Consider the following 22,249-nt stretch of genomic DNA (forward strand, 5'->3'; position numbering starts at 1 on the left):
CCATGAACGCCCCTCGCACCAGGGTGCAGCGGCGCCCCGTGCATGGGGTGTTGTTGCTCGACAAACCTCTCGGCCTTTCGAGCAACCAGGCGTTGCAGCGGGCCAAGTGGCTGCTGCGCGCAGAAAAGGCGGGGCATACCGGCACGCTCGATCCGTTGGCGACTGGCGTATTGCCGTTGTGCTTCGGTGCAGCGACGAAGTTCAGTCAACTGCACCTCGAGGCCGACAAGACCTACGAGGCCACGGCCCGACTGGGCGTGAAAACATCGACCGGCGATGCTGAAGGCGAAGTGATCGCAGAACGTGCAGTTCACCTCGCTGCCGAAGACCTGAAACGTGTCGAGGCGCGGTTCACCGGGCCGATCCGCCAGATTCCGCCGATGTACAGCGCGTTGAAGAAAGACGGCAAAGCGCTGTACGAATACGCCCGCGAAGGCATCGAGGTCGAGCGTGCGCCGCGCGACGTCGTCGTGCACAGGCTTTCGGTCACTGAGACGCCCGACATGGCGCCGTACCGCGCCGTGAAGATCGCCGCGACAGTGACCAAAGGAACTTACATCCGCACGCTCGGCGAAGACATCGGCGAAGCATTGGGTTGCGGCGCTCACCTGACTGCATTGCGCCGCACCGCGACGGGTGACTTCGACGTCTCGCAATGCGTGACGCTCGAAGCGCTCGAAGCCATGGCCGAAGACGAACGGCTCGCGCTCTTGCTCCCTGCCGAGTCCCTCGTCGCCGGCCACGACCGCGTCACGTTGGGCACGGAAGATGCGGCGCGGTTCCTGTCCGGCCTGCGCCGGCGCGGCGATTGGGCCGATGCAGCCGAGGTGGCGGTATTCGGCATTGAGCCTGCTGCGTTTTTGGGCTCGGCCCATATCGTGGCCAACGAATTGATTCCGGGGCGCTTGCTGAACCCCATTGAAATCCAGCAAATCCTTTTGAACGCCCCCGTCCCCCATTTTTTCTGCGAAACGACATCATGAGCATCAAGCAAATCCGCAATATCGCCATCATTGCCCACGTCGACCATGGCAAAACCACGATGGTCGACCAGCTGCTGCGCCAGTCCGGCACCTTCGCCGAGCACGAGAAAGTGGTCGACACAGTGATGGACAACAACGCGATCGAAAAAGAACGTGGCATCACGATTCTTGCCAAAAATTGCGCCGTGACCTGGGAAGGCACGCACATCAACATTGTCGACACTCCCGGTCACGCCGACTTCGGCGGCGAAGTTGAACGCGCACTGTCTATGGTCGACGGCGTTGTGCTGCTGATCGACGCGCAAGAAGGCCCGATGCCGCAAACGCGCTTCGTGACCAAGAAGGCACTAGCCCTCGGCCTCAAGCCTATTCTGGTGGTGAACAAAGTCGACAAGCCCGGTGCGCGCCCTGACTTCGTTGTCAACGCGGCGTTCGACCTGTTCGACAAGCTCGGTGCGACCGACGAGCAGCTCGATTTCCCGGTGGTGTACGCCTCGGGCATCAATGGCTGGTCGTCGATGGAAGAAGGCGAGGCGGGTGAGCAGTGGGGCCCCGACATGTCGGCGCTCTTCAACACCGTGCTCAAGCACGTGCCGGCTCAAAAGGGTGACCCGGATGCACCGCTGCAATTGCAGATTTCCGCACTCGATTTCTCCACCTTCGTCGGCCGCATCGGCGTTGGCCGCATCAGCCAGGGCACCGTCCGGCCGATGATGGACGTGGTTGTGATGGAAGGTACGGACGGCAAGGCCGTCAAGGGTCGCGTCAACCAAGTGCTGACGTTCCAGGGACTGGAGCGCGTGCAAGCGACGGAAGCCGGTCCGGGCGAAATCGTGCTGATCAATGGCCTGACCGACATCGGTATCGGCGTCACCGTGACCGATCCGATCAATCCGGCACCGTTGCCCATGCTCAAGGTCGACGAGCCGACGCTGACGATGAATTTTTGCGTCAACACGAGCCCGCTCGCCGGTCGTGAAGGCAAGTACATCACCAGCCGCCAGATCTGGGACCGCCTGCAGAAAGAGCTGCAGCACAACGTAGCGTTGCGCGTCGCCGAAACCGGGGAAGAAGGCATCTTCGAGGTCATGGGCCGCGGCGAACTGCACCTCACCATCCTGCTGGAGAACATGCGCCGCGAAGGTTACGAGCTCGCTGTGTCCAAGCCGCGCGTGGTGTTCAAGGATATCGACGGGGTGCGCCACGAGCCGATCGAAATGGTGACCATCGACGTCGAGGAGCAGCACCAGGGCGGCGTGATGCAAGCCATGGGCGAGCGCAAGGGCGATCTGGCCAACATGGAATCGGACGGACGCGGCCGTGTTCGTCTGGAGTACCGCATTCCGGCGCGCGGCCTGATCGGCTTCACCAACGAGTTCCTGAACCTGACGCGTGGCTCGGGTCTGATCGCGAATATCTTCGACAGCTACGAACCGCACAAGGGCGACATCGGCGGCCGCAAGCAAGGCGTACTGATCTCGATGGACGACGGTGAAATTTTCACCTACGCCCTGGGCAAGCTGGACGACCGCGGCCGTATGTTCGTGCGCGCGAACGATCCGGTTTATGAGGGCATGATCGTCGGCATCCACAGCCGCGACAACGATTTGGTGGTCAACGCCACCCGTACCAAGCAGCTGACCAACTTCCGCGTGTCTGGCAAGGAAGACGCGATCAAGATCACACCGCCGATCGAACTCACGCTCGAATACGGCGTGGAGTTCATTGAAGACGACGAGTTGGTCGAAATCACGCCAAAGAGCGTTCGTCTGCGCAAGCGGTTCCTGAAGGAACACGAGCGCAAGCGCGCCGGCCGCGACTAAAAAACTGCGGGCTTTCGAAGACCGTGAGTTCGAGTCGGATGGCGGCTGACGAACATGCGGTGACTTCGGGGCGCATGGCCCACGGACGTGCCGTGTGGCTCATGGTTCTCGTCACGCTGATGTGGGCTACAGCCGGCGTCGTGACGCGCCACTTGGAGCATGCACGGAGCTTCGAGGTCACTTTTTGGCGAGCGTCATTCACCGTGTTGTCGCTGCTTGTGATCCTGCCGACCTGGCGCGGCCGGGCGGTGTTCTCGACGATCCGGCAGGGCAACCGTTCCCTCTGGGTATCTGGCGTCTGCTGGAGCGTGATGTTCACGGCCTATATGGTCGCGCTCACGCTGACCAGCGTCGCGAACGTGCTGGTGACGATGGCGCTGGCGCCTTTATTCACCGCGCTCGCGGCTCGTCTGTTCATCGGGCACCGGCTGGCAACGCGCACCTGGATCGCGATCCTCGTCGCGGGCATCGGCATCGGTTGGATGTACGGCTCCGAATTTTCGAGCGCCGGTGGTCAGCTTCTCGGCACACTGGTTGCGTTGTGCGTACCGTTGGCCGCTGCGGGCAATTGGACGGTCACGCAACACGCGCATGCAGCCGGACACGATGTGGACATGGTGCCTGCGGTGTTGATCGGTGCGGCTTTGTGTGCCTTGGCTACTTTGCCGCTCGCATGGCCCTTTCAAGTCAACGCTCACGACCTCGGCTTGCTGGCATTTCTGGGATTGGTCCAGCTGGCCATTCCCTGCGTGTTTTCAGTGATGTGCGCCCGTGTGCTCAAGGCACCGGAGTTGTCGCTGCTGGCGCTGCTCGAGGTGATCTTCGGCATCGCTTTGGCTTGGCTTGGCGCGGGCGAAGAACCCGCTTTCCGCGTGCTCGCCGGGGGTACTGTGGTCATCGCTGCGTTGGTCGGCAACGAGTGGCTCGGACTTTCGAGGCGCAGCGGCAAATCGGTCTGAGCCAAGAAAATAAAAAAGCCGGCACTTGGCCGGCTTGGCTGAGCCAGCGCGCAGGCGCTCAGGCGCTCAGGGGCGCGCAAGCTTCCACGCATTGTTGAAGTTGTCGCCCGTTCGATCGCCCGCCCTGGCGTCGTTCGCGTAGTAGTAGAGCGGGGAGCCCTTGTAGGCCCACTGCTGGGTGGCATCGTCGCGCACGATGATGGTGTAGCCGCCCATCGGCTTGGCCGTTGCGGCGACCGGCAGCGCCGGCCAGAGCTTGGCGCACGCCGCATTGCAGACCGACTTGCCGCTGTTGACGGTGTCGCGGTTGAACGTGTAGAGCGACTTGCCGTCAGGCCCGACGAGCACGCCATCAGATGTCTTTGTCGGCGTGTCGGCCATCATGGACGACATGCTTGCGCAGCCTGCCAGCAGGGTGACGGCGAGGATCGATGCACTGAGCAGTTTCATATCAAGTTTCTCCTTCGGTTTCAAAAAAACGCCGGCACATTGGAGCTGTGCCGGCGACCAGTCTAAATTGCCCTAAGACAGCTGACGGTAGGTGACCGTCGCCAATTTCATCAACGCGTCGCGCGGCAATTTGCCGGCGACGGCATAGCCGAACCCATGATCGACCCAGTAGAAGCTGGGTACCGGCCCCTCCGATGTGAAACGGAATGCCGTTTCCCGAGATGGCGTGAAGGCACTCGCCGCGGCGTCCAGGGCACCGATGTAAAGGGTCACCCGTTCGCCAGTGGCGCTTTCGAACATGAACTGGGCGCGCGCGCCTTCGTCGCCCGGCAACAGCCGACCTCCGACCAGCGAATAGCCTTCGCTCGAGAGATCCGGCACTTTGAGTGGCCGGTCGAGCCGCTTCGAGAGCCATTGCACCAGATGCTGTTGCTCGGCGGCAGCGACCTCCACGGGATGGCGCTTTTCGGGCGCATACACCGCATGCGCCACCGACGCCGCATGCACGAATTCGTGCGACGCAAGCGCCCCTGTGGGCGCCGGTCCGGGCCCAGGCGCCTTCGCCAAGGTCGTGCCGTGCGACAGCGTCCACTGTGCGTTGACCAGCCAGCCGGCGCCAAAGGCGATCGCGAAGCCCGCGGCCATTCCACCCCAGCGCGTCCACACCGACTGCGCTGCATGGCGAGCCGATCGGGCGCCCAGCGCGTTCAGTAGTGGTGCGGGGATCGGTTCGTCGAGCAAGCTGAGGTGCAACTGGCGGAGCGCATCGCGCTGCACTCGCCACGAGGCGACGCGGGCCGCAAGAGCCGGCTCCCGCTTCAGCAAATCGTCGATCGCGGCACCGCGTTCGAGCGCCAATTGGCCGTCGACGAAAGCATGCAGTTCATCGTCGGAAACGGAGGAAATGTGGGCGTTCATGTTCAGCTCACTTGAGGCGGCGCAGGCCAGGTCGGTTAGGCGTTGCGCTGGTACCTTCCATCAGCTCGTGCAAACGTGCGCGAGCACGCGACAGCCGGGACATGACCGTGCCGGCCGGGATGCCGAGTACTTTTGCGACTTCGGCATAAGAGAGGTCTTCCAGTGTGACCAACAAGAGCACCGCGCGCTGTTCCTCGGGCAGTTGATGCAGGCAACGTTGCAGATCGATACCGTGGTCGCGCCCTGACTCGACGGCGCGAAGTTCATTCGATACGTCTTCGAGCGACACGGTTGCGCGAGGCGGCGTCCGGCGCATTTGGCTGGCAAAGAGGTTGTGCATGATGGTGAAAAGCCATGCGCGCAGATCGCTGCCGACGGTCCAAAGCCGCCATTTGCTGCAAGCCCGCTCCAGCGTGTCCTGAACCAGATCGTCGGCCGCCCAGGCGTCGCCGGTCAGCACGCGCGCATAGCGTCGCAAGCTGGGAATGTGTTCGATCAGGGGCTGCGAATCCATGCGTTGGCTCAGTGCGTCGCCGTTTCGCCGCGACAGAGCGAAGCGGTAACGCAAACGATGACATTGGCGAGGAGTCGTGTGGAAGACAAGGCGGTGCTCCTTTCCACACACGAACGCCGAAAGTCGTCGGTTTATTCCACCGACCCGCAAAAAGACTAAGTGGTGCTCAGGACCTCGCTATAAGCCGAGACAAATCGCTTTGCGATTCGCGGCCAGTCATACGCGTCTGCGAACGCCACGCTCGCGCTGCGCATCGACTGCTGGTGCGGCTGATCCATCGACAGGAACTCGACCAGTTTCGCAAAGTCGGCGTCGCTGCCGTCGAATGCGAGGCAGAGGCCGTTCTGGCCGTTCTGCACGAACTTGTTCATTGGCTCGACGTCACGGCACACCACGAGCAGCCCAGCCGCCATCGCCTCGAGCAAGGTCAGACCGAAGCCTTCGTATTCGCTGGCGGTCGCGAAGACGGTTCGATCGCGCAAGGCTGCTTTCAAATCGATATCGTTCATCGGCGGCGCCAGCCGCACGCTGTCTTGCAAACCCGCGCTGTCGATGCGCGCCTGGAATTTGCAAGCCAATCCGCTGACGTCCGTTCCGGTGATGAGCAGGTCGAGCGGATAGCCCATGGCCTTCAGTCGCACGGCGTAGTCGAGCAGGCGATCGACGCGCTTGTTTTCGGAGAGGCGACCCCAGTAGACCCAGCGCCGCAAATCGTTGCTCGGGGGCCGGTCGGCAATTTGGTGGCGCTGCACGTCGATGCCGTTGCCGGTCACCCTGATCCGCTTGGTGAACCGGCCGAAGTAAGCAGCGTCGTTTTCGCTGGTCGCCAACACCAATCTGTAGGAGTCGAGCATGCGGCGCAGCGCGAACTCTTCATGCAGTCGCTTGGCGCCTGCCAACCGGCGCGTGTGATGAAAGCCGCCATGGGTGCTCAGCACCCGCGGAAGTTGGCTGCCGGACAGCATGACGCCTACCGACAAGGCCATCAATTGAGGATCGTGGATATGTAGCAGGTCGAAGCCCTGAATCGCCTGCCTCAACTGCGGTGCGTATCCGACCAGTTTGCTGCCGATCAGTGGCACGTCGGTGACTTTGATACCTTCGACCGTGCGCGTCTGCAGCCGCTTGTGATCGGGGGAAACATAGAGCACCTCTACATCGACGCCCAGTCGCTGGCAGTGCACCGAGAGATTCAACACCACTGTCTCGATCCCGCCGATCTCCGGATGGAACGTCGGCGTGATGTTCAGGACTTTCACCGGCCTGCATCTCCGGGTGCGCTCGTGTCGCCGGCCGTACCGAGGATGACGCGGCGTTTGACGAACTGCGCCGGGTTGCCTGCATAGACGCCCCAGGGTTCGAGCGATTTAAATGCAACCGCGCGTGCGCCGAGCACCGATCCCTCGCCGATCTCGACGCCGGGACCCACAAACGCTTCAGCAGCCACCCATACGTCCGCGCCGATGTGGATCGGCTTGGCGATCAGCTGAAAGTCGCGAGTACGGATGTCATGGCTGCCGGCGCAAAGGTGTGCGCCCTGTGAAACCAGCGCGCGTTCGCCGAGCGAAATCGGCGCCATGTTGTAACAGTTGACGCGATCCGCTAGCAGGCTGCGGTCGGCCATCTGCAGGTGAGGTGGATACCAGACTTTGGCGGTGCCCCTGACATCACAGGCAACGCCCATGCGGGCGCCGAACAGCGTGAGCAAGAAGCGGCGCCATGCGCCGAATGGCGGTGGCGTCCAAGATGCGAGCAAGGCCCACGTCAAGTTCCACAAGGCGCGAAAAAGGCGGTTCGAGAGACTGAAACTCGGTCCGCCCTCGCGTGAATTGACCTGACTTGCGTCGAGAGGTTGAAGCGCCATGTGTTTGAAAAATAGTGGGCGGCGTGGTCCGAGCGCAGAAATTCGCTCGTGACACTGTTACGTTCTGTGACTATAACGCCAAAGTTCTCATTTGCTGAACTTCTTCATCGCGCGCTCGACTTCACGCTTGCCTTCGCGGTCCTTGATCGTGTCGCGCTTGTCATGCTCGGCTTTGCCCTTGGCCAGTGCGACCTCGCATTTCACCTTGCCTGCCTTCCAATGGAGGTTGAGCGGCACCAGGGTGTAGCCCTTTTGTTCGATCTTGCCGATCAGGCGGCGAATCTCTTCCTTGTGCAGCAAGAGCTTCTTGGTGCGGACCGAATCCGGCGTGATGTGGCTCGACGCGCTGTTAAGCGGGTTGATCTGCAGGCCGATGACGAAGAGTTCTCCATTACGGATCACCACATAGCCATCGGTCAGTTGCACCTTGCCTTCGCGCAGCGATTTCACCTCCCAGCCTTCGAGCACGATGCCCGCCTCGAAGCGCTCTTCGAAGAAGTAGTTGTAAGCGGCCTTTTTGTTGTCGGCGATGCGGGAGGAGGGGTCTTGTTTCTTTTTGGTTGCCATGGCTCGGAAAGGTGGGGTCGGCATGGCTTCAATACAATCCGTCGCGCACGCCGTGCCGATTCTATGAAAACCGTTCAAAAGTCCGTCCTCATCTGGTACAGCGCCGAGGAGATGTACGCCCTGGTCACCGATGTTGCCAAGTACCCCGAGTTTTTGCCCTGGTGCAATCGGGCTAGCGTGATTGACCAGGACGAAAGCGGAATGACTGCTGAAGTCGGCCTTTCGTTCGGCGGAATCCGGCAGAGCTTTACGACGCGCAACACACAGATTGCCGGTCGCGAAGTGCAACTCAAACTGGTCAGCGGACCCTTCTCGAACCTCGATGGTGTCTGGAAGTTCACGCCGGTGGGCGAAACTGGCGAGCGGGCTTGCCGAGTCGAACTGAACCTGAACTACGGCTTCAGCAATTTCGCGCTGCAGGCCTTGATCGGCCCCGTATTCGACAAGATTGCATCGAGTCTGGTCGAGGGGTTCGTCAAGCGCGCCGAGCAGGTTTACGGCAAGAGCTGAATCGCATGCAGATCACGTTGGTCTATTCGCCAGGGCCCCGCCAGATCTTTGAAGAGACCGTGACGCTGTCCAATGGTGCGACGGCGCAGGATGCTCTGATCGCCAGCCGCCTTCCCGCCTCGTTCCCTGCGCTCGATTGGGCTGCCTTGCCCGTGGGCGTCTGGGGCCGGGTATGCGAATGGGACCGTGTGCTGGCAGAGTATGACCGGATCGAGCTGTGCCGGCCACTGAAGGTGGATCCCAAGGTGGCGCGACGCGAGAGATTTCAACGCCAGGGTGCGCGCGGGACCGGGTTGTTTTCCAGCCGTCGCCCGGGTGGAAAGGACGGTTACTGACTTGAGCTGCAAGCCTGCTCGGACGCCTGCATGCAAACTTACTTGCAGTCGCTGGCAATGACCGTCTGCAAGCGCTGCTGCTCTTCGGCACGCGCCTTGTCGTCGATGATTTCGCGTTCGCCCTGGGCGTTCAAGCGCGCCACACGGATGCCGCTGTCGAAGGTGGCCTTGCTCTGTCTTGCGCGATTGCAGTTTTCGGCTTTTGCCTGCGCGACCTTCTGAAGCTCTGCTGCGCGCTTGGCCTTTTCGGCTTCTTCCGCCTTCTTCGCTTTTTCTTCGAGTTCCTTGTCGACGCCGGATGGCCGAGCGCCACTCGCAGCCATGGCGGGCGCAGGCGCCGTGCCCGGTTCCGCTGCATCGGGAGCGGCCGAAGGGGTCCCTTGCGAGAAGGTCACCCGCGGACTGCCTCCGCCCGGGCGGCGCACGATGTTCTTTTCCGGAATATCAGGCGGCGGCGACTGGTCGCTGAAAACCTTCTTGCCCGCGCTGTCGATCCATTGCCATTGCGCGCTTGCGACCGTCGGCACGGCGCAGACCAATGCAAGGACGAGCGAATTCAAGTGGACGAACTTCATGGCGGGCAGTTTAGCGCTCCCTTACCTTTTGCAACGTTTTGACGTGGCTGATTTGAGGGGATCGCGGGGAAACAGCCACAGTTCGCCTCGAATGTGGCGCGGCGCCACATCTCCCTCCTTCCGGCCCTTGGTCCGGCTTTTGGTCCGGGTAAGTACGGGGCCATCGCTACAATCCGTCTTTTGGAGCCTTCCCCATGCGCCTTCTCGGCAAAGCGCTGACCTTCGACGATGTGTTGTTGGTGCCAGCGTTCTCCCAGGTCCTGCCCAAGGACACCTCCCTCGCCACCCGACTTTCCCGCAACATCACGTTGAATCTGCCGCTCGTTTCAGCGGCGATGGACACCGTGACCGAAGCACGCCTCGCCATCGCGATCGCCCAGGAAGGCGGCATCGGCATCGTCCACAAGAACCTGACGGCGCAGCAGCAGGCCGCCGAGGTGGCCCGCGTGAAGCGCTACGAATCCGGCGTGCTGCGCGACCCGGTGGTGATCACGCCGACGCATTCGGTGCGGCAGGTGATGGCACTGTCTGACCAGCTCGGCATCTCCGGCTTCCCGGTGGTCGACGGCGGCAGGGTCGTCGGCATCGTGACCGGCCGCGACTTGCGCTTCGAGACACGCTACGACGCGCCTGTCAGCGAGATCATGACGCAGCGCGACAAGCTCATCACCGTCCCCGACGGCACGACACTTGCGGACGCCAAGGCGCTGCTCAACAAGTACAAGCTCGAGCGATTGCTGGTCATCAACAGCGATTGGGAACTCAAAGGCCTGATCACAGTCAAGGACATCACCAAGCAGACCAGCTTCCCCAATGCAGCGCGTGACGCCTCCGGGCGTTTGCGCGTGGGTGCAGCCGTTGGCGTTGGCGACGGCACCGAGGAGCGCGTGGAAGCGCTGGTGGCCGCGGGTGTCGACGTCATCGTGGTGGACACCGCGCACGGCCACAGCGCTGGCGTGATCTCGCGCGTGCGCTGGGTCAAGAAGAACTATCCACAGATCGACGTGATCGGCGGAAACATCGCGACCGGCGACGCGGCACGCGCGCTGGCCGACGTGGGCGCCGATGCGGTCAAGGTCGGTATCGGCCCGGGCTCAATCTGCACCACGCGCATCGTGGCCGGCGTTGGGGTGCCGCAGATCATGGCGGTCGACAGCGTCGCCACCGCCTTGCAAGGCACCGGCGTTCCGCTGATTTCCGACGGCGGCGTGCGCTATTCGGGCGACATCGCCAAGGCCATCGCAGCCGGCGCCAGCACCGTGATGATGGGCAGCATGTTCGCCGGCACTGAAGAGGCGCCGGGCGAGATCGTGCTCTACCAGGGTCGCAGCTACAAAAGCTACCGCGGCATGGGAAGCATCGGCGCGATGCAGCAGGGCAGTGCCGATCGCTACTTCCAGGAATCGACGACCGGCAACCCCAACACCGACAAGCTCGTGCCCGAAGGCGTCGAAGGCCGCGTGCCGTACAAGGGCTCGATCGTCTCGATCGTCTACCAGATGGCTGGTGGCGTGCGGGCCAGCATGGGCTACTGCGGCTGCGCGACGATCGAAGACATGCAGAACAGGGCTGAGTTCGTCGAGATCACGACCGCCGGCATCCGCGAGAGTCATGTGCACGACGTGCAGATCACCAAAGAAGCGCCCAACTACCGGGCCGAGTGACCGACCCCATGCAACACGACAAAATCCTGATTCTCGATTTCGGCTCGCAGGTAACCCAGCTGATTGCCCGCCGCGTGCGCGAAGCCCATGTGCTGAGCGAAGTGCACCCGTGCGACGTCAGTAACGAGTGGATTCGCAATTACGCGAAGGATGGGTCGCTCAAGGGCGTGATCCTCTCTGGCAGCCATGCCAGCGTGTACGAAGACACGACCGACAAGGCACCGCAGGCGGTGTTCGAACTCGGCGTTCCGGTGCTCGGCATCTGCTACGGCATGCAAACCATGGCGCACCAGCTTGGCGGCAAGGTCGAGGGCGGCCATAAGCGCGAGTTTGGCGCAGCGGCCGTTCGTGCACGCGGTCATACCGACCTGTTGAACGAGATTGCCGACTTCAAGACCGACGAAGGTTTCGGCATGCTCAACGTGTGGATGAGCCATGGCGACAAGGTTACCGAGCTGCCACCCGGCTTCAAGCTGATGGCGTCTACCGAGAGTTGCCCGATTGCCGGCATGGCCGACGAAGAGCGGCATTTCTATGGCGTGCAGTTTCATCCCGAAGTCACGCACACGCAGCAGGGCACGGCGATCCTGCAGCGCTTCGTGCTCGACATCTGCGGCTCCAAGCCCGATTGGGTCATGCGAGATCACGTGGCCGAGGCGGTTGCGAAGATCCGTGAGCAAGTCGGCGACGAAGAAGTCATCCTCGGTCTGTCGGGCGGCGTGGATTCATCCGTTGCTGCCGCGTTGATCCATCGGGCCATCGGCGACCAGCTGACATGCGTCTTCGTCGACCACGGCTTGCTGCGCTTGAACGAGGGCGATCTCGTCATGGAGATGTTCGTCGGCAAGCTGCATGCGAAAGTGATTCGCGTCGATGCCAGCGAGCTGTTCCTCGGCAAACTTGGGGGGGTAAGCGACCCGGAAGCCAAGCGCAAGATCATCGGCGGCGAGTTCGTGACCGTGTTCAAGCAGGAAGCTGCCAAGCTGACCAGCGCGGGCGCCAAGGGTGCCAAGTGGCTGGCACAAGGCACCATCTATCCGGACGTCATCGAGTCCGGCGGCGCCAAGTCGTCGACCGGCAAGAAGAAGGCCGTGACGATCAAGAGCCACCACAACGTCGGCGGCCTGCCGGAGCAACTGGGCCTGAAGCTGCTCGAGCCGTTACGCGATCTTTTCAAGGACGAAGTGCGCGAACTCGGCGTGGCGCTCGGCCTGCCACCTGCAATGGTGTACCGCCACCCGTTCCCCGGCCCCGGCTTGGGCGTGCGCATCCTCGGCGAAGTCAAAAAGGAATACGCCGACTTGCTGCGGAGTGCGGACGCGATCTTCATCGAGGAGCTGCGCAACTTCATCGACCCGGCCAGCGGCAAGAGCTGGTACGACCTCACGAGCCAGGCTTTCGTCGTCTTCCTGCCGGTAAAGAGTGTCGGCGTGATGGGCGATGGCCGTACCTATGACTACGTCGTCGCGCTGCGCGCGGTGCAGACGAGCGACTTCATGACTGCGGATTGGGCTGAGCTGCCGTACGCGCTGTTGAAGACGGTGTCGGGGCGAATCATCAACGAGGTGCGCGGGATCAATCGCGTGACTTACGACGTGAGTTCGAAGCCGCCTGCGACGATCGAGTGGGAGTGAGCGTGTTCTTCCGGGCAGCTCAATGCGCCCATAGGGCGGTTCTCGCCATCAGCGTTCTTGCTCTTGTTGAAATGGCACCTCAACGTCGGTAACGTGGTGCATCAGTGAGCCGCCGCCTCGCGGACAATTCGCACCATCGCTCGCCCCGAGACGCCCCGAGACGCTCCATGTACCTGCCGCCCCAATTCAATTTCAAGGACCTCGCGATTGCGATCGAGCTGATGCGTGCCAACGCGTTCGCCAGCCTGATCTCGAACGACGACGATGGGCTGCCTTTCGTCTCGCATCTGCCGCTGGTCGCGGAGCAACACGAAGACGGCACGATCGTCTTGCTCGGGCACTGCGCAAAGCCGAATCCGCACTGGCGCTACCTCGAAGCCCGACCCAAAGCCGTCGTGACATTTCTCGGGCCGCATGCCTACATGTCGCCTGCGGTCTATCCGGACCTGGCCCGCGTGCCGACCTGGAATTACCTCGCGGTGCACTGCAAGGTCGAGTCGGCACTGGTGACCGAGCCAGCCGCCAAGGACGAGCTGCTGAAAAAGCTCATCGCCGAGCATGAGCCGGCCTACGCACAACAGTGGCGCGATCTTGGCGAAGACTTTCAGCAGAAGATGCTGACCGGCATCGTCGGCTTCACGCTGCGGGTGACCGACCTGCAGTGCAAGCTGAAGCTCAATCAGCACCGACGCGAAGCGCATGCCGAGATGTATTCGCGCTTTTCTGCAGGGTCGCCGGACGAGCAGGCACTGGCTGAGTGGATGGTGCGGCTGGGCATGAACACGACCGCAGCTGCGTGAGATGAGCGACAGACATAAGCGACAGACAAGGAATCTGACATGCGCATTTTCGGATTGGTCGGTTTGCTGGTGGCCCTCGTGATCGTCGGCCTGCTGGCGAAGAAGCAGCTCGCGCCGATCGCCGCGCCGACCTTGCCAGCTACAACCTCCGTACCCGGTGCGCCAGCGCCCGCCGCCGGTACAGCGCCGGCCAACGCACGCGAGCAGAGTCAGCAAATGCAGCAGCAGTACAAGCAGGCGATCGATGCGGCGATGCAGCCGCAGCGCAAGATGCCCGAGGACAATTGAAAGCCCTACGAAGGGCCGCTCGCGTCTGCGACATCCGCTCAGGCACCGGCGACCGATGACAGACAAGGATTGGATGGCGCTCGCATTGAGCGAAGCGCAAGCCGCCGCCGACGCGGGCGAAGTGCCCGTGGGTGCCGTGCTCGTGAAAGACGGCTTGCTGGTCGCCAAAGGCCGCAATACGCCCGTGGCGCAGCACGATCCGAGCGCGCACGCAGAGATCAACGCACTTCGGGCCGGCGCAACGGCACTCGGCAACTATCGGCTCGATGGCTGCGAGCTTTTCGTCACGCTCGAGCCTTGCGCGATGTGCGCGGGCGCGATGCTTCATGCGCGGCTGGCGCGTGTCGTGTTCGGCGCGGCCGACATCAAGACGGGCGCTGCCGGATCGGTCGTCGATCTCTTTGCCGAGCCACGCTTGAACCACCGAACGCGCGTCGTGCGCGGCGTGCTCGAAGCGCAGTGCAGCGAGTTGCTTCAGCGCTTTTTTCGCCAGCGCCGTGATGCCGCGCGCGAAAGCGTCCAACCGCTGAGCGACGATGCGCTGCGCACGCCGCCAGAGCGCTTTACCGGCCTGACTGACTACCCCTTCACGTCTCGCTGGATCGACGACCTCCCGAGCTTGCGTGACTGGCGCATGCATTACGTCGACACGGCACCTGCGGTCCCGAAGCCCACGTTGCTGTGCCTGCACGGCCCCGGAGAGTGGAGCTACTTGTTCAGGTACCTCCTTGCCATGTCCGGCCCACGCATGCTGGCGCCCGACCTCATCGGCTTCGGCATGAGCGACAAGCCCAAGCGCGATGTCGTGCATCGGCTCGACTGGCATCGCGACGTGCTGATTGAATGGCTGGATCGTTTGCAGACGGGTCCGATGGTGCTCGTGCACAGCGCGGCAGCGACCGACCTTGCGACGCTGTTGTCGGCGGCAGCGCCACGCCAGTTCGTGGGTGTGCTCACTGCGCCTGAAGGTGGCGAGGCCGTAGCGCACGCGTGGCGTGCGCCGTTTCCAGACCGTGGCCACGAAGCGGCATTGCGGGCGCTCCCGCCAGCCGCGGCAACCTCCGGCCCGAGCCCTTCGCAGGCGCTCCAATTGATAGAGGACGCGATGGGATACTTCCGCGAGTGACAAAACACATCTACATCTATTCCCCCGCCAGTGCGGTGCGCGACCGCGCCGCTTTCAAGCGCGGCGTCGCACGGCTCAAGGCACTGGGCTACGAGATCGAAATCGACGAAGCGGCGCTTAGCGTGCACCAGCGTTTCGCCGGCGACGACGCCGTGCGGCTCGCCGCCATCTCGCGTGCTGCCGCAAGCCACGCCGACGTGGCGCTCATCGCACGCGGTGGCTACGGCCTGACGCGCATCCTCGACGCGATTCCGTACAAGGCCATTGCCAAAGCGATCGAGCACGGCACCGAGTTCGTCGGCCTGAGTGACTTCACCGCGCTGCAGAGCGCGCTGTTCGCAAAGACCGGCGCTGTGACCTGGGCCGGCCCGGCGGTGGGCGAAGACTTCGGAGCTGAAGAAGGCGCGGACGACATCATGGAAGACTGCTTCGGCGACTTCACGAGCGGGCAGGGCGAGGGAACGGGCTGGCGCGTTCCGGTCCGCGACGCGGCCGCCATGGCGTCGCCGTTGAAAAGCATTCACGGTGCCACGTTGTGGGGCGGCAACCTGTGCGTGCTGACCAGCCTGCTCGGCACGCCGTATTTTCCGGCGGTCGACAAGGGCGTGCTGTTCGTCGAAGACGTGAACGAGCATCCTTATCGCATCGAACGCATGCTTGACCAGTTGCGTCATGCGGGCGTGCTGGCGCGTCAAAAGGCGATCGTGCTGGGTCAGTTCACAAGCATGCGCAAGATCCCCGGTTACGACCGCGGCTTCGACCTGCAGGCCGTAGTGACGCGACTGCGCGGCTTGCTGAAGATTCCGGTGTTGACGGGGCTACCGTTCGGCCATGTGCCGACCAAAGTGATGTTGCCGGTGGGCGCCAAAGTCGAAATGGCGGCCGACGAGAGGGATGTATTTTTGGTGTGGGGTCATCGGCACCACCGTGACCACGCGCATTGACCTGAAGAAGTCAGTCTCGATCTGACTTGTTCAGACCGAAAACTTGTTCAAACCGGGAAACGCTGGTGAATGCGCGGGCCCATGGTGTTGGGCAATCCGCCTTTGAACATGCCGTTGATCTGCTTGACCTGACGGCGCGCTTCCAGCTCGCCATCGACTTCGCTGATTGCGGCCAACAAGTCTTGCCGGAGATACCAGAGGGCTTCCACGTCTTCGGCAAAGCGCACGCGTTGCATCAGGCGCTGGACGTTCTGGCCGGTGTGCACCTGCAACAGTGACAACATCACCGTGCGAATTTGCCCTGTCTTACGGTCGGCAGAGCGGCTCCAGCCAATGCCGGGGAAGGACAGAAGTCGAAAGAAGCTGCTTGGGGAAACCATGACGCGGGAGCTATTTGCCTGGAGACTTGATGAACGTACGTTAATGGGCGTCAAGCGGTGGCACAAGCCCGGACACACTTTTTCATCATTAAAAACAACATACTTCACGAAACTGTTCAAGCGCTTTCCCAAGAGTTGATACATTAGTTTTAGTTTTGGGTGATCAGGGATGCGATGAGGGCTGAGAAAAGACCCTGTTGAATCCAGCCGCGGGCCTGCGTTCGTACTTCGGACGCACATTGACATTGGAGAGCGCAAAACGATCGGCGGCTGCATCGAGCCTGCACGTCGCTAATCGCTAACGCCTAGAAACGAATGCTTTGCCATAATCAAACAGCTGTCGCTACCAAAAAATTCACAAAATGGGCATTCAAACCACCGTCGTCTTTGCGGACCTGACCGGAAGCACGCGGGTCTTCGAGGCCATGGGAAACGCGCGAGCGACGGAAACCGTCACGCGATTGATTCAGTGGATCGGCGGCGTTTGCGAATCCCACGGCGGGCGCGTCGTCAAATCGTTAGGCGATGGCGTCTTCGCGACATTTCAGAGCGGGCCGGCTGCCACTGCAGCCGTGCTGGAGATGCAGCGCAATCACCAGAAGCGGCTGTCTGTCTGGCCGGCGCCGTTGCGCATGGACCTGCAGATCGGCGTGGCGAGCGGAGAAATCGTCGAGGTCGACGGTGATTGCTACGGCGATGCCGTCAACCTGGCTTCGCGCCTGAGCGACCTGGCCGGCCCGGGTCAGATTTGGGCGACCGATTCGGTGATCGAGCAGCTGCACGACGGCAGCGTTCGGCATCGCAATCTGGGCCCGATCAACATTCGCGGCCGCAACGAGATGGCGATCGTCCATCGCGTCGACTGGCAGGAAGAGGTTTCGGAGTTCCTGACGATGCCGGCATCGCTGGCGCCGCAAAAGGCGCCCGACTCGACCTTCGGCCAGATCGAGCTGGCCTGGCTCGATGTGCGCTCGATGTTCCGTGCAGCGGAGTTGCCGATTCATTTGGGACGTGTCGACGATGCGCAGTTCGTCGTCAACGACCCGCGCGTGTCGCGGCTGCACGCGCGCATCGAGGCGCGGCAAGGCAGTTGCGTGCTGGTCGATGTCAGCACCTACGGCACCTGGGTGCGTTTTCACGGTACCGCCGGTGCCAGCGGCGAGATCGCATTGCGCCGGCAGGAGTGCGTGCTGCACGGCAGCGGCGAGATCGGCTTGGGCGCGCCCTTGAGCGACTTCAGCGCACCGACGATTTCGTTCAACACGACCGGCGGCAACGTGCTGCTGGCGCGACGCGACGCGCGCTAATTGCGTTGCGTCGACCATCGGTCGACGTTCGGGTAACACCCGCCCCGCTTCGCCCGATGCTGCGCTGCAGCTAAGGGCAAATCAGCATACGCACCTGCCATACAACGGCAGAAACTCGCGCTCAGTCAGGATGCTTACCGTCCGGTAACCTCGTATCTTCGAGGGCGCCTCGGGTTGGTCGACCGCATCCATGGCTTCAGATAGACGAGGAGTCGCATGGGTACTGAGCTCGGGGATTCGCCTTGGCGGACCGACCGTGAAAGGCAGCAGCCACGCAGCGCCAAGCGCGACGCCGTGCTCACCGCGGCAGCACGCCTGTTCACGCACCGCGGCTTTCAGGGAACCTCGCTCGACGACATCGCGCAAAGCCTCGGTGTCACCAAGCCGACCCTCTATCACTACGTCGCGAACAAGGAAGAGATCCTCTTCGAGTGCGTGCGCCGTGGTCTGGGTGCGCTGCGGGCCTGCATCGACGAAGCGACCGAGCGCGGCCTCGCGGGTCGCGAGCGGCTCCGCGCCGCGATGGAAAACTACGCCGGCATCGTGACCAGCGACTTCGGCCTTTGTGTGATCCGCATCGGCGAAGACCCGCTGTCGGAGCCGCGCCGGCGCGAGCTGCGTGCGCTCAAGGGCGAGATCGATGTCGAGTTCCGCACTCTGATCGAGGCCGGCATGGCCGAAGGCTGGATCGCCGCCGGCGATGCGGCTATGGCGGCCTACACGGTGGTTGGCGCATTGAGCGGCGTGGGCCGTTGGTACCGGCCAGAGAACCGCGCTGCCCACAACCTCGAAGACGCGGTGCGCCATTGCATCGAAATGCTCATGCGGGGCGTGCTGAGCGCGCCGTCGCAACACAGTGCCGCGGTGCCGCTTCGTGCACGCCCCGGCCCTTGGGGAGAAACCATGTCGGAGATGCGTCGCGAAGTTCATTTTGGGGACCGCGTGGTGCGCTGCTTTACGCCGCGACGCGTGCATGTGGCGCAGTTGCTGGCCGACGTGCTCGCGGCACGCCCGGATGCCGAGGCCTTGGTCATCGGGCCGTTACGACTCACCTGGCGCGGCTTGCACCATGCCGTGTGCAAGTGCGCAGCCGGCTTGAAGCAGCGCGGCACTGGTCCTGGCGATCGGGTCGCACTGTTCATGGACAACAGCGCCGAGTTCGTGATCGCCATCTATGCCTGCGCGTGGCTTGGCGCGGTCGCCGTGCCGATCAGCTCGCGAGCCCGTGCGGCGGAGATTGCGTATTCGCTCAACGATGCGGAGGCGCTCGCACTGGTGTGCAGCCGCGAGCTCGCCGAGTTCGTTCCTGCGTCGACGTCGGTGCCATCGTTGCGGCATCGCCTGGTGGTCGGCGGAGCGAAACAAGGCTTCGAGCCTTTCAGCGACCTCATGCAGGCGCAGCCGCTCACGCAACCGCACGACAGCGCCGAAGAAGACCTCGCCGTGCTGCTCTACACCTCGGGCACGACCGGCAAGCCGAAGGGCGCGATGCTGAGTCACCTCAACATCGTGCATTCGGTGATGCACTTCGTGCAGGCCATGGGCCTCGGCCCGGACGATCGCAGCGTGGTGGCAGTGCCGCTCAGCCATGTCACCGGGCTCGTGGCCGAGCTCTACACGATGCTGCATGCTCAAGGCTGCGTCGTGCTGATGCCGCCCTTCAAGGCTGGCGAATTCGTGCGGCTCGCGGCTGAAGAGCGCATGACCCACACGATCATGGTGCCCGCCATGTACAACCTGTGCCTTTTGCTGCCAAACCTGCAGGAGCACGACCTGCATCACTGGCGCATCGGCGCCTTCGGCGGCGCGCCGATGCCTTCCGCCAGCATCGAAGCGATGGCCGAGCGCCTGCCCAACCTCACGCTGATGAACGCCTACGGGTCGACCGAGACCTGTTCACCGGCGACCATCATGCCGCCCGGCCAGACACCGCAGCATCGAGACAGTGTCGGCCTGGCTGTGTCGTGTGGCGAGATCAGCATCGTCGACGACGACGGCAATGAAGTGCCACGCGGCGAGGCCGGCGAGATATGGATCGCCGGGCCGATGGTGTCGCAGGGCTACTGGCGCAACGAGGCCGCCACCGCCACCGAATTCAAGGGCGGCTACTGGCGTTCCGGCGACATCGGCAGCATGGATGCCGATGGCTATGTGCGCATCCTCGACCGCAAGAAAGACGTCATCAATCGCGGCGGCTACAAGATCTTTTGCGCCGCGGCAGAGAGCACGATCACCGAGCACCCGGAGGTGATCGAGGTCGCTCTGGTCGGCGTGCCGTGCGCCGTGCTCGGCGAGCGCGTGCATGCCTTCGTTTGCGTGCGGCAACTGGATGCGTCGACACAGGCCGCGGCACTGCAGGCTTTCAGCAGCGAGCGCCTTTCCGACTACGCCGTGCCGGAGACCTGGACCATCGGCACCGAGCCGCTGCCGCGCAACCTGAACGGCAAGGTCATGAAGCGTGCGCTGCGCGATTCGTTGCATGTCGCCATGACCTGAGCCGGAATTCGTCACAAAGCCATCGATGAAAAAAATCCACATCTCGCAGCAGAGCATCGTCTTCGTACTGTTCGTGCTGATGTTCCTCGGCTTCGCGCTCCTGTTGCCCGGCTTCGCGCAGGTCGACAACCTGCTCACGCTGCTGCAGAACGTCGCCATCCTCGGCATCCTCGGGCTCGGCATGTCGGTGGTCGTCATCGGACGTGGCATCGACATCTCGATGATCGCGGCGCTCGCGGTGCCGTCCGGGCTGCTGCTGCAGCTGATGCAAAACGGCATGAGCTTGCCTGCCGCCTGCGCACTGGCTGTCGGGTTGTCGCTGGCGTTCGGGTTGGTCAACGGCTGGCTCATCGCGTATGCCGAAGTGCCGTCGCTCTTCACCACGCTGGCTTCGGGTTTGTTTCTCGCGGGGTTGGGCCAGGCGTTCTTCTTTCAACTCGAAGTGGTGCAATGGCCGAGCAATATGGACTCGATCGCCTGGATGGGGCGTGGCACGTTCGCCGGCCTGCCGATGCCGGTTGTCATGTTCGGAATCGCTGCGGCGGGGCTCGCACTGTTTTTGAAACGGCTGCGCGCCGGCGCCTTCATCTACGCCATCGGCGACAACCCTTTCGGCGCGCGCGCCACGGGCTTGCCGACCCGGCCGATCGTCGTGCTGCAGTACGTCATGGCCGCGTTGATCGGCGTCTTCGCCGGCATCGTGATGGCGGCTTCGGTCAACAGCATGCCGACGCGCATCTTCAACTCCACCATGATCTACGACGTGGTGCTGGTGGTGGTGCTGGGCGGCATCGGACTTTCCGGCGGCCGCGGTGGTGTGCTCAACGTGATCATCGGCACGCTGCTCATCGGAACCATGCTGAACGGCATGACGATCCTCGACATCTCCTATTCGGTACAGAACATCGTCAAGGGCGTGGTACTGCTGGTCGCCATCCTGGTCGACTCGGCCTTCAATCCGCGCAACGAGGAGACCGCCCAGCAGGGCGACATCTGACCTCGACCAATTGCTTTTCTCAAGTTCCGTTAGTGCCCCGCGCCAGGCATCCATTGGCGCTGTTCTTAAATACAAATGAAGGAGACACAGCATGCATCTCGGACAAAAAATCGCGACTGTCGCTTGCCTGACCCTCGGCCTCGCCGCCGCGCAAACCGCGCTGGCGCAGGGCAAGGGGCTGGACGAGCCGTTCCGTGACGGCTACAAGAAATCACTGGATGGCAAGACCGTCGGCTTCATCCCGGTGGCGATGGGCTTCGACCTGGCGCAGGGCTGGTACAACGGACTGAAGAAGGAGCTCGAGCCTTCGGGCATGAAGGTCGTCGCGCGCGACCCCAACTGGAACACCAACTCCGGCGCGCAGGCTTTCACCGCGCTCATCGCCGAGAAGCCGGCTGTCATCGTCATCCATAACCCCGACGTCGCGACCTACGCCAAACTGATCGCCAAGGCCGAGAGCGAAGGCATTTATGTGGTGCAGATCAACATGCGATCGGTACAGCCGTCGACTGTGTTCGTCGGCGCCGATTGGGTCGATGTCGGCGAGCGCAATGCCGAGTCCGTCGTGGCGGCTTGCAAGGGCAAGTCGAACAAGATCGCCATCGTGCAGGGCGCGCCGACGGCAGCGACCAGCGCCTACACGTTGAAGGGCGTGGAGAACGTGCTTGCCAAAAATCCGCAGATCAAGGTCGTCTCGAACCAGGCGGCCGACTGGGACGCCGCCAAGGCCAAGGCGCTCACGCAGACCGTGCTGAAGCAAAACCCCGACCTGTGCGGCATCATCGGATTTTGGGACGGCATGGACATCGGCACTGCTGCCGCGGTCAAGGAAGCGGGTCTCACCGGCAAGGTGTTCCTCGCGACGTCGGGCGGTGGCGAGCAGAAGGGCGCCTGCGACCAAGTGAAGTCGGGCGCTTTCGATTCCGACATCAGCTACGACGTGCCGACCCAGGCCAGCAACATGGCCGCGATGATCAAGTGGCTGGTGCAGAACGGCATCAAGCCCGGCTCCGCCAAACAGAACATCTACACCACGCTGGTGCCCATCACCAAGGAGAACGCGAGTGCCGACGGCACCTGCTGGAAACTGACCGCCAGCAAGTAACGCGACCGGC

The 22,249-nt window shown here is 62.9% G+C and carries 23 protein-coding genes; 15 read left to right on the forward strand and 8 right to left on the reverse strand.

The features are described from left to right. Window positions 1–2: 2 nt before the first annotated feature. The 3 genes from truB to QN413_RS03235 are packed head-to-tail and all read left to right on the forward strand — an operon-like array spanning window position 3 to window position 3,765. Window positions 3–983: a tRNA pseudouridine(55) synthase TruB gene (gene truB / locus QN413_RS03225; protein ID WP_323495202.1), complete on the forward strand. Its 981-nt coding sequence runs from the start codon at window positions 3–5 to the stop codon at window positions 981–983. Beyond that, window positions 980–2,806 carry a translational GTPase TypA gene (gene typA / locus QN413_RS03230; protein ID WP_187052078.1) on the forward strand — a complete coding sequence of 609 codons (1,827 nt, stop codon included), beginning with the start codon at window positions 980–982 and terminating at the stop codon, window positions 2,804–2,806. Before truB ends, typA begins: the two co-directional genes overlap by 4 nt. Before the next feature lie 38 nt (window positions 2,807–2,844). Further along, a complete protein-coding gene (locus QN413_RS03235; RefSeq protein ID WP_323495203.1) occupies window positions 2,845–3,765 on the forward strand; it encodes a DMT family transporter in 921 nt (306 codons plus the stop codon). A 66-nt stretch (window positions 3,766–3,831) separates the two neighbouring features. Here the strand turns inward: QN413_RS03235 and QN413_RS03240 are convergent, their stop codons facing one another. The 6 genes from QN413_RS03240 to smpB all read right to left on the reverse strand — a co-directional run bounded on the left by QN413_RS03240 (window position 3,832) and on the right by smpB (window position 8,078). After that, the gene (locus QN413_RS03240) at window positions 3,832–4,215 is read right to left on the reverse strand and encodes an ATP-binding protein (protein ID WP_323495204.1); all 384 of its coding nucleotides are present in this window, start codon (window positions 4,213–4,215) and stop codon (window positions 3,832–3,834) included. Between the two features lie 72 nt (window positions 4,216–4,287). Next, window positions 4,288–5,133, reverse strand: a complete 846-nt coding sequence (locus QN413_RS03245; protein ID WP_323495205.1) for an anti-sigma factor — start codon at window positions 5,131–5,133, stop codon at window positions 4,288–4,290. 7 nt (window positions 5,134–5,140) lie between these two features. After that, complete coding sequence (locus QN413_RS03250) at window positions 5,141–5,647, reverse strand: sigma-70 family RNA polymerase sigma factor (RefSeq protein WP_323495206.1); 507 nt, start codon at window positions 5,645–5,647, stop codon at window positions 5,141–5,143. A 155-nt stretch (window positions 5,648–5,802) separates the two neighbouring features. Next, window positions 5,803–6,906 carry a glycosyltransferase gene (locus QN413_RS03255; protein WP_323495207.1) on the reverse strand — a complete coding sequence of 368 codons (1,104 nt, stop codon included), beginning with the start codon at window positions 6,904–6,906 and terminating at the stop codon, window positions 5,803–5,805. Further along, the gene (locus QN413_RS03260; RefSeq protein ID WP_323495208.1) at window positions 6,903–7,511 is read right to left on the reverse strand and encodes a putative colanic acid biosynthesis acetyltransferase; all 609 of its coding nucleotides are present in this window, start codon (window positions 7,509–7,511) and stop codon (window positions 6,903–6,905) included. The genes QN413_RS03255 and QN413_RS03260 overlap by 4 nt, the downstream gene beginning before the upstream one ends. 87 nt (window positions 7,512–7,598) lie before the next feature. Beyond that, a complete protein-coding gene (smpB, locus tag QN413_RS03265; protein ID WP_187052072.1) occupies window positions 7,599–8,078 on the reverse strand; it encodes an SsrA-binding protein SmpB in 480 nt (159 codons plus the stop codon). Window positions 8,079–8,141: 63 nt separating this feature from the next. On the opposite strand from smpB, the gene QN413_RS03270 reads away from it, so the two are divergent. Both QN413_RS03270 and QN413_RS03275 read left to right on the forward strand, forming a co-directional pair. Beyond that, the gene (locus QN413_RS03270) at window positions 8,142–8,588 is read left to right on the forward strand and encodes a type II toxin-antitoxin system RatA family toxin (protein WP_323495209.1); all 447 of its coding nucleotides are present in this window, start codon (window positions 8,142–8,144) and stop codon (window positions 8,586–8,588) included. A gap of 5 nt (window positions 8,589–8,593) precedes the next feature. Next, window positions 8,594–8,923 carry an RnfH family protein gene (locus QN413_RS03275; RefSeq protein WP_323495210.1) on the forward strand — a complete coding sequence of 110 codons (330 nt, stop codon included), beginning with the start codon at window positions 8,594–8,596 and terminating at the stop codon, window positions 8,921–8,923. Window positions 8,924–8,961: 38 nt separating this feature from the next. Here QN413_RS03275 and QN413_RS03280 read toward each other — a convergent pair whose 3' ends face one another. Continuing rightward, window positions 8,962–9,498, reverse strand: a complete 537-nt coding sequence (locus QN413_RS03280) for a DUF4124 domain-containing protein (RefSeq protein ID WP_323495211.1) — start codon at window positions 9,496–9,498, stop codon at window positions 8,962–8,964. A gap of 194 nt (window positions 9,499–9,692) precedes the next feature. On the opposite strand from QN413_RS03280, the gene guaB reads away from it, so the two are divergent. The 6 genes from guaB to QN413_RS03310 all read left to right on the forward strand — a co-directional run bounded on the left by guaB (window position 9,693) and on the right by QN413_RS03310 (window position 15,954). Beyond that, window positions 9,693–11,162: an IMP dehydrogenase gene (gene guaB, locus QN413_RS03285; RefSeq protein ID WP_323495212.1), complete on the forward strand. Its 1,470-nt coding sequence runs from the start codon at window positions 9,693–9,695 to the stop codon at window positions 11,160–11,162. A gap of 8 nt (window positions 11,163–11,170) precedes the next feature. After that, window positions 11,171–12,796 carry a glutamine-hydrolyzing GMP synthase gene (gene guaA / locus QN413_RS03290; protein WP_323495213.1) on the forward strand — a complete coding sequence of 542 codons (1,626 nt, stop codon included), beginning with the start codon at window positions 11,171–11,173 and terminating at the stop codon, window positions 12,794–12,796. 167 nt (window positions 12,797–12,963) lie between these two features. After that, entirely contained in the window at window positions 12,964–13,596 is a 633-nt protein-coding gene (locus tag QN413_RS03295; RefSeq protein WP_323495214.1) for an FMN-binding negative transcriptional regulator, read from the forward strand. A 39-nt stretch (window positions 13,597–13,635) separates the two neighbouring features. Continuing rightward, window positions 13,636–13,884, forward strand: coding sequence for a hypothetical protein (locus QN413_RS03300; RefSeq protein WP_323495215.1), 249 nt, complete (start codon window positions 13,636–13,638; stop codon window positions 13,882–13,884). 55 nt (window positions 13,885–13,939) lie between these two features. Next, window positions 13,940–15,010 carry a tRNA adenosine(34) deaminase TadA gene (tadA, locus tag QN413_RS03305; RefSeq protein ID WP_323495216.1) on the forward strand — a complete coding sequence of 357 codons (1,071 nt, stop codon included), beginning with the start codon at window positions 13,940–13,942 and terminating at the stop codon, window positions 15,008–15,010. Then, window positions 15,007–15,954, forward strand: a complete 948-nt coding sequence (locus QN413_RS03310) for an LD-carboxypeptidase (RefSeq protein ID WP_323495217.1) — start codon at window positions 15,007–15,009, stop codon at window positions 15,952–15,954. Before tadA ends, QN413_RS03310 begins: the two co-directional genes overlap by 4 nt. A gap of 47 nt (window positions 15,955–16,001) precedes the next feature. Here QN413_RS03310 and QN413_RS03315 read toward each other — a convergent pair whose 3' ends face one another. After that, a complete protein-coding gene (locus QN413_RS03315) occupies window positions 16,002–16,454 on the reverse strand; it encodes a hypothetical protein (RefSeq protein ID WP_323495218.1) in 453 nt (150 codons plus the stop codon). Window positions 16,455–16,696: 242 nt separating this feature from the next. On the opposite strand from QN413_RS03315, the gene QN413_RS03320 reads away from it, so the two are divergent. The 4 genes from QN413_RS03320 (at window position 16,697) to QN413_RS03335 (ending at window position 22,239) form a co-directional block, all read left to right on the forward strand. Beyond that, a complete protein-coding gene (locus QN413_RS03320; RefSeq protein ID WP_323495219.1) occupies window positions 16,697–17,641 on the forward strand; it encodes an adenylate/guanylate cyclase domain-containing protein in 945 nt (314 codons plus the stop codon). A 216-nt stretch (window positions 17,642–17,857) separates the two neighbouring features. Continuing rightward, entirely contained in the window at window positions 17,858–20,137 is a 2,280-nt protein-coding gene (locus QN413_RS03325) for an AMP-binding protein (protein WP_323495220.1), read from the forward strand. A 25-nt stretch (window positions 20,138–20,162) separates the two neighbouring features. Beyond that, window positions 20,163–21,134 (forward strand): ABC transporter permease, encoded by a 972-nt coding sequence (locus QN413_RS03330; protein ID WP_323495221.1) that lies wholly within the window; start codon window positions 20,163–20,165, stop codon window positions 21,132–21,134. A 91-nt stretch (window positions 21,135–21,225) separates the two neighbouring features. Then, entirely contained in the window at window positions 21,226–22,239 is a 1,014-nt protein-coding gene (locus tag QN413_RS03335) for a sugar ABC transporter substrate-binding protein (protein WP_323495222.1), read from the forward strand. Window positions 22,240–22,249 lie beyond the last annotated feature (10 nt).

This window comes from Variovorax sp. LG9.2 (assembly GCF_035018885.1).
Classification (GTDB): domain Bacteria; phylum Pseudomonadota; class Gammaproteobacteria; order Burkholderiales; family Burkholderiaceae_C; genus Variovorax.